Raw genomic sequence first — 12,489 nt, 5'->3', positions numbered from 1 at the left:
CTACGGGTTCATGGCATGTTGAACGCCCAGTATCCAGCATCTTCTTCTACATAACAACCATCATGAGTGTTTTAGTCAACAAAGACTCCAAAGTTATCGTCCAGGGTTTTACCGGTTCAGAAGGTAGTTTTCACGCCCAGCAAATGATTGAATACGGAACCAACGTGGTTGGGGGCGTAACGCCCGGTAAGGGAGGACAGACTCACCTCGACCGGCCCGTGTTCAACACTGTTCAGCAAGCTGTCGACGAAGCAGGCGCTGATGTGTCGATTATTTTTGTGCCGCCGGCGTTTGCTGCCGATGCGATCATGGAGGCCGCCGATGCAGGCATTAAAGTTATTATCTGCATCACCGAAGGTATTCCGACCGAGGATATGGTGGCCGTGAAAAATTACATTGCCGACAAAGAGGTTCGCCTGATCGGGCCGAACTGCCCCGGCGTTATGACCGCTGAAGAATGTAAAGTAGGCATCATGCCGGGCTTTATCTTCAAGAAAGGCACCGTTGGCATTGTATCGAAGTCTGGTACGCTGACCTACGAAGCAGTTGATCAGTTGACCAAAGCCGGTCTGGGCCAGTCAACGGCTATCGGTATCGGTGGCGACCCCATCATCGGCACAACGACCAAAGAAGCGGTCGAGCTGTTGATGAACGACCCCGAAACGGAAGCCATCGTCATGATCGGTGAGATTGGTGGCGGTATGGAGGCCGAAGCAGCCCGCTGGATCAAAGCCGACGGAAACCGCAAACCCGTCGTTGGCTTTATTGCCGGTCAGACGGCCCCGAAAGGTCGCCGGATGGGTCACGCCGGGGCCATTGTAGGTGGTGCTGACGACACGGCAGCTGCCAAGATGGCGATCATGCGCGAGTGCGGCATTCACGTTGTCGAATCGCCGGCGCTCATCGGTGATACGATGCTGAAGGCGCTGGGTAAATAATAGTGAAGGAACGAACGAGTGAAAGAGCGAATCAGGCCATTGTGGGGAGTGAAAGGAGAAAGAAAGTATGGCCGTGCCGGCCTGATGGGGACCTGGTTAACACTCTTTCACTCGTTCGTCCTTTCGATCCTTTGCCTGACTGCTTTTGCCCAGAACCGGGAGGGCGTCGGGCCAGGCGGCCGGTATTATCGCGTCCATGATTACCGCGACGATTTTCAGGTGTACGACGAAGGGGCTAAAGCTTACGTACCCTATATCGACGAGCAGCACCGCGACATGACGGCCGTCAGCGCCTATGTCGATCTTGAAAGCAACCGCCATTACAAGCTTCTGATTTCTACCCGGCAGGACGGCTACTTATTCATCAACGCGGCCCTGAAACGAAAGCTGACCGCCGGACAGTGGCAGGTGCTCGACATCGATAGTTTGTACCGCGCCTACCGTCGTTCCAACGCAGCCCGTTCCGAAATATTCATTACGCTCTACGGCGCTCCTGGCGTTGATGATAAGTCACTATTTATTGGCTATCCTAAATCGGCCACGCAGAAACCGGTTGTACTCCGTGACGATAACCTGAGTCTTCGCCCCCGTTCCTTTTCCGTTTACGATGATTTCGCGGGCCTGGGTCTGTTGTTTCTGCTGGCCACGCATGCGTTTCTGTACACGTTCTACCGGCGGGCATTTCTGCGCTTCTACAACCTTCGCGATTTGCTCTCATTACGCGCCCAGGAAGAGTCGTTTCTGATCAACCGGCCGCTGAGTGGCACCAATCTCCTCTTCACGCTCAACCTCAGTTTTCTGCTGGCTTACCTGATTCTGTTTGTGCAAAGCCGCAATCTCGACGTATTTGCATCCCGGTCGCTGCTGTTCGGTACGCAGCGCCTGAATGCGTTGCTGGGGCAGTTTGCCTTACTCTCCGGGGCGGCTTTTGTCGCCTTAGTGGGTAAGTACGTAGCGCTGGAAATTGTAGGCGGATTGTATAAGCTGCGCGATATAGTGAACGTTCACTATTTCAAGCTGTTACAATCATCTTTGTTGTTCTTCACCGGCTTCGCTATTCTACTGGCTGTTGTAGCGTTTAACACTACCGATACATCGTGGTCTGAGCGGGTTGTCTTATTTCCCCTGATGGCCTTCTACACCGCCCGGCTGACCTTTCTCTTCTTTGTGATTCGGGGCATCGTGCCTATCAAGAATCTATATTTATTTTCGTACCTTTGTATCGTTGAATTGATTCCACTCATCATTGGTGTTCGCTTCGCACTATGATGAAAGTTATTAAGTTTTCTGCGCGCCTGTTTGCTGTGGTTAGTGGCGGGTTGGTTCCTGAAAACTGAAAGCAAAAAACCGAAATTGAGGTAGATTCAATGAACGAGACCAGCATGCAATCCGTCCAGGACCGGCTCACCAAGGTAAACCGGCTTCTGGTAACGCAATCCAGACCTGCCGACGACAAATCCCCTTACTTCGAATTAGCCAGTAAGTACAGCATTCAGATCGATTTCCGGCCGTTTATTCAAATCGAAGGCGTTTCGTATAAAGATTTCCGTCGTCAGAAGATCAATATTCTTGATCATACGGCGATCATCTTTACCAGCCGTAATGCAATCGATCATTTCTTCCGGATTTGCCAGGAGGGACGAGTTGAAGTGCCGGCCGACATGAAGTATTTCTGTATTTCTGAGCAAACGGCCAATTATTTGCAGAAATACATCGTGATTCGGAAACGGAAAATCTTCGCCGGTACGAAAGCGGCCGCCGAGTTGTTCGACCTGATCAAAAAGCACAAAAACGAGAAGTTCCTGTTTCCGTGCTCAAACATCCGTCGGAACGATATTCCCGAATTCATGGATACCAGCGGGCTGCATTTCACGGAGGCAGTAATGTATGAAACGGTCTCAACGGATCTGTCGGACCTGGACATTCAGAGCTACGATATTATCGCGTTTTTCAGTCCGTCGGGGGTTACGTCGCTGATGGCAAACTTTCCTGAATTCAAGCAAAACGGGACAAGACTGGCTGCGTTCGGGCCTACAACGGCCAAAGCGATCAGGGATGCAGGCCTAACACTCGATATCGAAGCGCCACTCCCGAACGCACCGTCGATGACCGGTGCATTGGAGTTGTACATCAAAAAGGCTAACAATCAATAAACGAAGGCCGTTATACAAAGGTTGGACGGGCAAACGCAGGTTTAAAAGTCTGTTTTGCCCGTCCAACCTTTGTTATTTTGGTTCAATAATTTGTGCCGTTCGGCGTTTACTTGTAAACTGCGTAGCCCGCCAGACTTCGGAATAGGAGAGCTGGTGAAGGTCCCAGCATTTTTGCTTCCGTTGTATGATTCGCACAGTCTACGTTTTTGCTTTTGTTCTAACGGTTTCGGCGCTGACAACTTCAGCACAGACAACTGACCCTCAGTTAAGTCTGTTTATGTTCAATCCGGTGTACTATAACCCGGGGGCTGCCGGATCAGAAGGCGTATCCCGCTTTCAGTTAACGCACCGCACGCAGTATGCCGGCTACCAGCCGACATTTATTGATGAAGGCGGATCGCAGAGTACGCAACTGTTCTCGTTTAATGTGCCGCTGGCTAAGATTAAAGGGGGAGTAGGTATATACGCGTTTAATGACCGGTTTGGTCCAACCACGAGTCAGGCCGTTCAGGTTTCGTATGCTTATCGGCTGGCGTTGAAAAATGGAACCCTTTCGCTTGGGGTGCAGGGAGGATTGCTGAATCTTGGCTTCGATAATAGCCAGTATCGGCCCGGTGAACCCGGTGACCCAAGCATTCCAACGGCACGTATCAATCAGGCCAGACCGGATGTTGGAGCCGGCGTTTATTACAACACGACCGATTACTGGCTGGGTGTGAGTGCAAAGCACCTGAATCAGCCAAGGTATTCTCTGGTAACCGACCAATCAATTGAGCCAGCCTATCGCTCTTTTTTTCTGACGGCCGGCTACCGGTTGGGCGTAGGGTATAACCTTGATGTGCAGCCGTCCGTGCTGGTGCAGTATGCAACCCCCGTAGCTGGGGGGACAACGGTTAACGTGAACCTGCTGGCTACGTACGACAATCGCTTTTTCGGTGGGTTCTCGTACCGGTTGCAGGATGCGCTGACTGCCATGCTTGGCATACATCTGCTGCCGAACAATGCACTCCGGTTTGGCTATGCGTTTGATTTTATTGTTGGTTCACAGCCCGCAAAAAGCCCAACATCGCATGAAGTACAACTGGCGTATTCGTTGCCCGCACCCGATGCCCGTAAGCGGCCAATTATTCGGACACCTCGTTTTCGGTATTAATTCGCTAAGAAACAGGAGTCTTTCGATATACGTTTAATAAAGACCAACATTTTGGCCTGTTTATTGTTAGGCAGTTTGCATCGGGCACCGTAATTTTGAAAATAGTGGTCTTATACCATCGTAAACGGTGTATCAATCAACCGTTTGATGAATAAGCCAAAGAATTTGTAAGGAAAAAAAACAGCGCATACAATATCCAAACGGATTTTCGTTTTTAGTCTGGTCTCGCACAAGAAGAAGGTTTAAAAGCCATACAATGATGAAGTACAACTGGTTTACAGTCAATGCAGCCCGGGTGGGGATGGTCGCGGCAGTGATATTAGTAATGCAAGGCTGCGGATTTGTTAAGTCCAAATTTGGCGGTAAAGGCGGCAAAGGCAATGGTGAAGTAGGTGTTACGAACGGTGAAATTACGGCTACGGGCCGTAAGGGCTGGAAGCAGCCGACGCCGTACGGAATGGTACTGGTGCCGTCTGGGTCGTTCATTATGGGTCAGGCCGATGAAGACGTGGCCGCGACGCAGATCAACATGAACCGGCAGGTAACGATCAGTTCGTTCTACATGGACGATACGGAGATTACGAATCATGAATACCGGCAGTATGTTAACGCCCTGATGGCCGACTCAGTCTCTGTGCTGGGTGAAGAGGAAATCATGGCTAAGTTTTACCCGGATACAACCGTTTGGAAAAACGACTTTACGTACCACAATGGGGACCCGATGCTGGAGCATTATTTCGGACACCCCGCCTTTGACACTTATCCGGTAGTTGGGGTTAGCTGGTTGGCTGCCAAGCATTTCTGTAAGTGGCGGACAAACATCCTCGACGACCAGCGCACAAAAGAAGGTGGTTACAAATCATTTGGTTTCCGGTTGCCTTCTGAAGCCGAGTGGGAATGGGCCGCTCGTGGTGGCAAGCAAGGGGCTAAGTACCCATGGGGTAACCCTTACGTAGCCAATGGCAAGGGTTGCTATCTGGCAAACTTCAAGCCGCAGCGTGGTAACTTCGATGCCGATGGATATCCATACACTGCGCCCGGCAATGCGTACAGCCCGAATGATTATGGTCTCTACAACATGGCCGGTAACGTAGCCGAATGGTGCCGTGATGCCTACGCTGATAACTCGAACGCCATTGTGTGGGACATGAACCCGGATAACCAGAACTCGGATGAGCCGCGCAAGGTAGTACGAGGTGGTTCATGGAAAGACATTGCCTATTATCTGGAAACGGGTACTCGCTACTACGAGTATGAGGACCAGAAGCGGTCATACATCGGTTTCCGTTGTGTAATGGATAACCTCGAAGGCCGTACGGCATCCGCACGTGGTGGTAGCCGGAGCCGCCGTCGCTAATACAATACCCTGACTATACACGAAAATCAATTACCCGTTTAACAACAACAATCGCTTATCATGGCAGCAGGAAAAGCTAATTTCCTTTGGGATCGTTTAATACCAACTATTTACAGTGCAGGTGCCGCTGTTGTCGTCCTGGGCGCAATGGCAAAAATTCAGCATATCAATTCATTGAGCTGGCTGCTGACAGTCGGTCTGATTGTAGAAGCCGTTATTTTTGCCATCTACGCTATTCAAAGCTTCGTTCGTCCATCCGTTTCTGATGATTACGACTGGACACGGGTTTATCCGGAATTAGCCGATGACTACAAAGGTGAACTGCCCCAGCGTAAGGCTACTCCGCAGGCTAACGGTCTGACGGCCAATATGGATCAGATGCTGGCTCAGGCAAAAGTTACGCCCGACGTATTCGAAAAGCTGGGAACTGGTTTCCGCAGTCTGAACGATACGGTATCCAAACTGTCTGACCTGACTGAGGCTACGGTAGCTACCAACGACTACGCTCGCAACGTAAAATCGGCTTCTCAGTCAATCAATGAAATGAATAAGTCGTATGGTACGGCTATTTCAGCGATGAACTCGATGGCCGATGCAACGACTGATGCAAAAGATTACCGCGACCAGTTCCAGAAAGTAACGAAGAACATGGGTGCCCTGAATGCTGTTTATGAGCTTGAACTTCAGGATACAAACAAGCACCTCAAAGCCATGAATGCATTCTATGGTAGCTTAACCGCTGCTATGGAGAATATGGCCGATGCGAGCCGTGATACGCAGCAGTTCAAAAACGAACTAGCCAAGCTGACCGGTAACCTAGCGTCGTTGAACAACGTATATGGTAGCATGTTGACAGCCATGCGCGGTCAATAATCATCCGGTATAGAGCTACGTTTGGCTGTTTTCAGTGGCAATCCGCTACGGAAGGCTTACAAAAGCAGTGTAACGTAGACTGTAAATCTAACAACTTCACTTACAGTATTCTACCATAATTTATGGCAGGCGCAAAAGAGACACCCCGTCAGAAAATGATCGGGATGATGTATCTGGTATTGACCGCTATGCTGGCCTTACAAGTCAGCTCGGCGCTGCTGGAGAAGTTCATCCTGCTCAACAACAGTTTGGAGCAATCGACTGGGGCGGCTAATAAAGTCAATCAAAACACATTTGCGAGTATTCAGCAAACGGTAGAGAAATCCGGTAATCGTGCGGCCGACCTGGCCGTTGTGCGCCAGGCCGAAGAGGTCCGCAAGATGACGGCAACTATCATTGCTGATCTTGACGCATTAAAGGAACGGATCATTAACGAAGCCGGTGGCGGTCTCGACGAATCCGGCAATATTAAGAATCCGAGCGAAGAAGAAGGCGTAGCCGGTATCATGGTTGGTCCTAACCGTAACGGGGAAGCGTATAAACTGAAGCAGCAACTGGATCAGTACGTTCAGAGCCTGACAAAATACACGCCGACCAAATACGGCTCACTGGCTCTCGACGGAAAGGAAGACCCAATCGCGGTTCGTTCGCCGGAGCAGCGTCGTAAGGATTTTGCGGAACTGAACTTTGCCCAGACGCCGGTTCCGGCGGCTCTGGCCGTTTTGACCCAGCGGCAGTCAGACATTCGCCGGATCGAAGGCGAAACGCTGAACTACCTGGCCACAAAAGTTGGTGCGCAGGACGTTAAGTTCGACAAGATTCTGGCCATGCTCAGCATGGAGTCAAAGGTCGTTGTAGCCGGTACGAAATTCAAAGGGGAGATGTTCCTGGCGGCTTCATCATCGGGTATCCAACCCCGGATGAGCCTGAACGGTGGCCCGGTACGTGTACAGGATGGCCGCGGTATCATTGAGTTTACGGCTCAGGGTGGTGCCTACGATAAAAATGGTCTGGCTCGCCGGGTGCTGTCGGGTAACATCTCGTATCAGCAACCAAATGGTGAAAGCAAGACGGTTACGTTTAATCAGGAATACTTCGTTGCTAAGCCGTCTTATCAGATTGAAACAGGTACTATGCCTCCGCTGTATCTGGGTTGCGAGAACAAATTGAGCATTCAGAGCCCGCAGCTGGGCGCCTTGTGGAACCCTTCGTTTTCGGCTGATGGTGGATCGGTCATTCAGTCTGGTGAGAAAGGAAAGATTACGATTGTCCCTTCGGCAGCATCGCTTCGGTTGAATATCAGCAACGGTGGTAATCTGCTTGGTACTGAACCTTTCCGTGTAAACAAAGTGCCGCGTCCGACCTTGGAATACGTTGTCGGTGGCCGTCCGGCTAATGACCCACGTGGGGTACCAGTCACAGCGGCTCGTAGTGTTAACGTAAGAGCAGTAGCTGATCCGAGCTTTGCCAACTATGCACCGAACGATGCTCGGTTCCGGGTATCAGGCATGACGGTGAGTCTTGTGCGTGGAACCCGACGAGTACAGGCGATGCAGCTTGGTGCAGGGGGTGGTTCAATTTCGGCGCTAGCGGCTGAAGCTCAACCGGGCGATCGTCTGGTAATTCAAGTAGAAGGGGTGCAGCGTCAAAATTTCCGGGGCGATGTTAGTGACGTACCCATGGGTAGCCCGCTTCAGCAAGTTTCGTTGTATTAAGGTACTAAAGCGGATACTAATCCGTTAAAAAGAAGATTGATAACACAGACAGTGGCCATGAAACAAACAGGAACGATTCGGTTTGCCGGTGTGCTGGCGTTCGCTACGCTGGCCTTGGGTAGTGTAGATGCGGTGGCGCAGGAAAAGGCCAGCAATGGCACCAACGACTTATCGGTTCGGCCCATCAACGAGAATGACATTATGATGAAGAAGACCCTTTGGCGTCGGGTTGACCTGAAGGAGAAGCAGAATCAGTCCATGTTCTCGAAAAATAATGAGATCTCGAAGTACCTTATCGAAGCGGTGAAAGCCGGCCTGATCGATGCGTATACAACCGACTCCCTGACGACGAAAATTCCGCTCGAGAAAATACACGAGAAACTGCTGGTACCTAATTCAGGCGGTGGTTTGTCGGCGGAAGAGATCGCGGCCGGTTTTAAGGAAGAGGGTGCAGCCGGTAAAGACGATGGTTGGGGTGCGCCGAAGAAAGATGCCAAGAAAACCGCTGATGACGGCTGGGGTGCTCCGGCTCCAAAGAAAGCCGCTGCGCCTGAGCCTGCTGATGATGGCTGGGGAGCGCCGGTAAAGAAGAAGTCGACTGCAACGGCTAAAAACAGCAAAGGCAAGGGAAAAGCAAAGCCAACTCAGCCGGTTGTTGAAGAGCCTAAGGTTGATTCATCAGCACTGGCTTCTGCTACGGCACTTTCCGGCGATGAGTTCTTTGCTAAAGAAATCAACTTGCTGGAAATTAAGGAAGATTGGGTTTTCGATCGGAAGCGTTCGCGCCTGTATTACGACATCCAATCAGTTGGCCTGATTCTGCCCGCCGATAAAAACCCGGCCGGATTCGAGGTGCCCATCGCCTACTTCAAGTGGAAAGATCTGGACAAGCTCTTCCGCAGCGACCCGAAGAAGTTTATCTGGTACAACCCGCAGAACCAGGCTCAGCACAAAAACCTGGCTGATGCTTTCGACCTGCGTTTGTTCTACGGACGGATCTATAAAGTAGCCAATCCGGAAGATAAAGACCTGATCGGTATGTACGGTGGTGAGCGGGAAGGCTTGCTGAAGTCGTACCAACTGGAACAGGAACTGATGGAAACCGAGCATAGCCTCTGGGAATACTAAAAAATAACGGTATGAAAAAGGCGGCCAAATGGGCCGCCTTTTTCGTTGTTGTAGGGCTGAGGTTAGTGAAACGTTATTGCTCCAAAGCTTCAAAATACTGTTTCAGTTTGCTGGCTTTATCTTTTCCTACTACCTCAGCGATCTGGTCAATTGGCGCTTCCCGGATTTTCTTGACGCCTTTGAAGTATTTCAACAGCTTAGCAGCCGTTTTCTTGCCAATACCCTCCACGTTTTCCAACTCACTGATCAGGCTGTTACGGCTCCGTTTATCGCGGTGATACGTGATGGCGAACCGGTGCGCTTCGTCACGTATCCGCTGGATCAGTTTGAGGGATTCCGATTTTTTGTCAATGTATAAAGGCAGGCTGTCTTCCGGAAAGTAGATTTCTTCCAGCCGTTTCGCAATACCGATGATAGGGATTTTTCCGTACAAATTCAGATCCTTCAACGCATCGCAGGCGGCACTGAGCTGGCCTTTACCTCCGTCAATCACGATAAGGTCGGGCAGGTCGGTACCTTCTTCCAGAACCCGTGTATACCGTCGGGTCACGACTTCGTGCATGCTGGCGAAGTCATTGGGACCGATCACTGTTTTTATTGAAAAGTGCCGATACTCCTTATTAGCCGGTTTTCCGCCGATAAAGCACACCATGGCCGACACCGGATTTGTGCCCTGAATATTCGAGTTATCGAAACACTCAATGCGGTTGGGAATGTTTTTCAACTGTAAATCCTGCTTCAGCCGAATCAATACGCGGTCTTTCTTGCTGGCATTGGCAGTGGCTTCAGCAGCCGCGCGTTCCTGGCGTTCGCGCCGGAAATACAATACGTTTTTCAGCGACATATCCAGCAGCTTCTTTTTGTCGCCAATCTGCGGAACAGTCACCTCGGCTTTCAGGTCTACATCGAGCGGAATATTCGAAATTATCTCCTTCGCCTGGCTACCGTACTGGCTCCGAAACTCGATGATCATCATCGTGAGCAGATCGGCATCGGTTTCGTCCAGCTTTTTCTTGACCTCAACGGTGTGCGTCTGAATGATGGTACCATTGGCCACTTTCATGAAATTGATGTAAGCGCAGGCTTCATCGGAGGCAATCGTGAATACGTCGGCGTCGGCGATTTTCGGGTTCACAACCGTTGATTTGCTCTGGAACCGCTGCAAAAGGTCCATTTTCTCCTTGTACTGCTGCGCCTGCTCAAAGGCCAGGTCCTGAGCCGATTCGATCATCCGGCTTTTGAAATAGTCCTGGGCAGGTTTTAAGTGACCCTTCATAATATGATGGACCTGCTCAATGTCTTTGTTGTAATCGGCTTCCGGTTGTTTGCCTTCGCAGGGACCTTTGCAATTGCCGATGTGATACTCCAGACACACCTTAAACTTACCCGCTTCAATATTCTCCGGTGACAGGTTGTAGTTGCAGGTTCGGATGGTAAACAACTGGCTGAACATGTCCAGCACGGTGTACATCGGTTTCAGGTTGGCAAAAGGACCGTAGAACGTACCTAGATTCCGGTCAATGCGACGGGTTGTGATGACACGCGGAAAGTGTTCGTTCGTGACGCAAACGAACGGATACGTCTTGTCGTCGCGCAACAGAATATTAAATTTGGGCTGATAGCGTTTAATGAGCTGATTTTCGAGCAGAAGCGCGTCAAACTCCGTGTGCACGATGGTAAACTCAATCTTGCGAATCTGGCTGACGAGCCGGGTTGTTTTGCGGTCATGCTGATTCGATTTGACAAAGTAGCTGCTGACGCGGTTTTTCAGGTCCTTGGCTTTACCCACGTAGATTACCTCCCCGGATGCATCAAAGTAGCGGTAAACACCGGGTTCGTGCGGAATTTTTGCCAACTCCTTTTTATAGTCAAATTCGGCCACAGATTTCACGGATTTATGCAGATGGTCTGCTGTCGTTCTGGATATGTACAGGTTTGCCGAAGACCTTGGTCTTCGGCGTTGGTGAAGAACTGATTGTACTCAGTTTGCCCCCTTAAAAAACAATCGAACGGCGGCAAAGGTTGCCTGACGAACATCGGCGTAGGCATGCTTTACCGCTTCGTCGAGCGTCTGAGGACGGTTCAGAATGGAGAAGGCGGCAACCAGCCCCAGCGCATTCAGATCGGCCGGACTGAGATCAAGCGTACCACAAAGCGCCACGATTGGTACGTTGGCTTTTTGCGTTCGCTTAGCAACGCCCATGAGCAGCTTCCCCTGCAAGGTTTGCTCATCCATTTTGCCTTCTCCGGTAATCACCAGGTCTGCATCGGCTACGTGCTGATCAAAAGCAACGGTATCCAGCACGACGTCAACGCCCGGCTTTAACGTAGCCTTGAGGAAAAACAGTGCCCCGGCTCCTAATCCACCAGCCGCCCCCGCACCCGGTACGCTCGCCAGATCAACGCCGAACTGCTGTTTGATCAGCTGCGCTACGTGAACCAGACCAGCATCCAGCTCATCAACCATTGAAGGCGTTGCTCCTTTCTGAGGGCCATACACAACGGCGGCTCCATTAGAGCCGGTGAGCGGATTGGTCACGTCGCAGGCAACGGAAATTGACACACTGGCCGAGATCGGCCGGAACGGTGGATGGATGCGGGTGATCTGGCGCAGGGTGGCTCCGGTAGGTATGAGATCTTGTCCCTTCTCATCCTGAAAACGCCAGCCTAGCGCCGAAGCCATACCGGTTCCGGCATCGTTGGTGGCGCTTCCGCCGATGCCCAGAACAATGCTCCGGGCGCCGTGCTCAATAGCCGCCTGAATCAGGTCGCCCGTTCCAACGCTACTGGTTTTCAGTGGATTTCGCTCCGCCGAAGCCAGTAACCGCAGTCCTGATGCCTGTGCCATTTCAATAAACGCGGTGGCCAGGCCATCGCCCGACATGCCGTACCCAGCGGTAATGGGACGACCAAGAGGATCGCGAACCGGTACGGTATGCCACGTGCCATGGGTCGCTTCGGCCAGTACTTCGGCTGTACCTTCGCCCCCGTCGGCCAAAGGTAGCGTGACTACCTCCGCATCCGGATACGCCAGCCGTACCCCCTCAGCCATGGCGTCGGCAACTTGCCGGGCCGTAAGTGAACCGCGAAACTTATCAGGAGCTAGAACGACACGCATTACGTCCGGGCCGGGCTCCAGCCTGGCCATAATAAAGGTTGACATGGCCGGGCT

General features: G+C 51.4%; 10 protein-coding genes. 8 read left to right on the top strand and 2 right to left on the bottom strand.

Features of this window, described 5'->3' with window-relative positions:
- Positions 1-62 precede the first annotated feature (62 nt).
- The 8 genes from sucD (at position 63) to porN (ending at position 9,317) form a co-directional block, all read left to right on the top strand.
- Positions 63-938 (top strand): succinate--CoA ligase subunit alpha, encoded by an 876-nt coding sequence (gene sucD / locus DYU11_RS00975; RefSeq protein ID WP_119665781.1) that lies wholly within the window; start codon positions 63-65, stop codon positions 936-938.
- An 84-nt stretch (positions 939-1,022) separates the two neighbouring features.
- Complete coding sequence (locus DYU11_RS00970) at positions 1,023-2,207, top strand: DUF4271 domain-containing protein (protein ID WP_119665780.1); 1,185 nt, start codon at positions 1,023-1,025, stop codon at positions 2,205-2,207.
- Between the two features lie 98 nt (positions 2,208-2,305).
- Positions 2,306-3,091, top strand: a complete 786-nt coding sequence (locus DYU11_RS00965; protein ID WP_119665779.1) for a uroporphyrinogen-III synthase — start codon at positions 2,306-2,308, stop codon at positions 3,089-3,091.
- A 184-nt stretch (positions 3,092-3,275) separates the two neighbouring features.
- Positions 3,276-4,244, top strand: coding sequence for a PorP/SprF family type IX secretion system membrane protein (locus DYU11_RS00960; RefSeq protein WP_119665778.1), 969 nt, complete (start codon positions 3,276-3,278; stop codon positions 4,242-4,244).
- Between the two features lie 256 nt (positions 4,245-4,500).
- A complete protein-coding gene (porK, locus tag DYU11_RS00955; RefSeq protein ID WP_119665777.1) occupies positions 4,501-5,601 on the top strand; it encodes a T9SS ring complex lipoprotein PorK/GldK in 1,101 nt (366 codons plus the stop codon).
- A 60-nt stretch (positions 5,602-5,661) separates the two neighbouring features.
- Positions 5,662-6,474, top strand: coding sequence for a type IX secretion system motor protein PorL/GldL (gene porL / locus DYU11_RS00950; protein ID WP_119665776.1), 813 nt, complete (start codon positions 5,662-5,664; stop codon positions 6,472-6,474).
- Between the two features lie 122 nt (positions 6,475-6,596).
- Positions 6,597-8,189: a type IX secretion system motor protein PorM/GldM gene (porM, locus tag DYU11_RS00945; protein ID WP_119665775.1), complete on the top strand. Its 1,593-nt coding sequence runs from the start codon at positions 6,597-6,599 to the stop codon at positions 8,187-8,189.
- A gap of 57 nt (positions 8,190-8,246) precedes the next feature.
- Positions 8,247-9,317 carry a type IX secretion system ring subunit PorN/GldN gene (gene porN, locus DYU11_RS00940; RefSeq protein ID WP_119665774.1) on the top strand — a complete coding sequence of 357 codons (1,071 nt, stop codon included), beginning with the start codon at positions 8,247-8,249 and terminating at the stop codon, positions 9,315-9,317.
- A 73-nt stretch (positions 9,318-9,390) separates the two neighbouring features.
- Here the strand turns inward: porN and uvrC are convergent, their stop codons facing one another.
- Both uvrC and DYU11_RS00930 read right to left on the bottom strand, forming a co-directional pair.
- Positions 9,391-11,199 carry an excinuclease ABC subunit UvrC gene (uvrC, locus tag DYU11_RS00935; protein ID WP_119665773.1) on the bottom strand — a complete coding sequence of 603 codons (1,809 nt, stop codon included), beginning with the start codon at positions 11,197-11,199 and terminating at the stop codon, positions 9,391-9,393.
- 99 nt (positions 11,200-11,298) lie between these two features.
- Entirely contained in the window at positions 11,299-12,480 is a 1,182-nt protein-coding gene (locus DYU11_RS00930; protein WP_229365651.1) for a glycerate kinase, read from the bottom strand.
- Positions 12,481-12,489 lie beyond the last annotated feature (9 nt).

Source organism: Fibrisoma montanum, assembly GCF_003583365.1.
Taxonomy (GTDB): Bacteria; Bacteroidota; Bacteroidia; order Cytophagales; family Spirosomataceae; genus Fibrisoma; species Fibrisoma montanum.
Note: the sequence above shows the minus strand (reverse complement) of the source record. Positions and strands in the feature narration are given on the sequence as shown.

Excerpts from the sequence above, each read along its gene's own strand:
- sucD (WP_119665781.1), top strand. The coding sequence starts at position 63 with ATGAGTGTTTTAGTCAACAAAGACTCCAAAGTTATCGTCCAGGGTTTT.
- DYU11_RS00970 (WP_119665780.1), top strand. The coding sequence starts at position 1,023 with ATGGGGACCTGGTTAACACTCTTTCACTCGTTCGTCCTTTCGATCCTT.
- DYU11_RS00965 (WP_119665779.1), top strand. The coding sequence starts at position 2,306 with ATGAACGAGACCAGCATGCAATCCGTCCAGGACCGGCTCACCAAGGTA.
- DYU11_RS00960 (WP_119665778.1), top strand. The coding sequence starts at position 3,276 with ATGATTCGCACAGTCTACGTTTTTGCTTTTGTTCTAACGGTTTCGGCG.
- porK (WP_119665777.1), top strand. The coding sequence starts at position 4,501 with ATGATGAAGTACAACTGGTTTACAGTCAATGCAGCCCGGGTGGGGATG.
- porL (WP_119665776.1), top strand. The coding sequence starts at position 5,662 with ATGGCAGCAGGAAAAGCTAATTTCCTTTGGGATCGTTTAATACCAACT.
- porM (WP_119665775.1), top strand. The coding sequence starts at position 6,597 with ATGGCAGGCGCAAAAGAGACACCCCGTCAGAAAATGATCGGGATGATG.
- porN (WP_119665774.1), top strand. The coding sequence starts at position 8,247 with ATGAAACAAACAGGAACGATTCGGTTTGCCGGTGTGCTGGCGTTCGCT.
- DYU11_RS00930 (WP_229365651.1), bottom strand. The coding sequence starts at position 12,480 with ATGTCAACCTTTATTATGGCCAGGCTGGAGCCCGGCCCGGACGTAATG.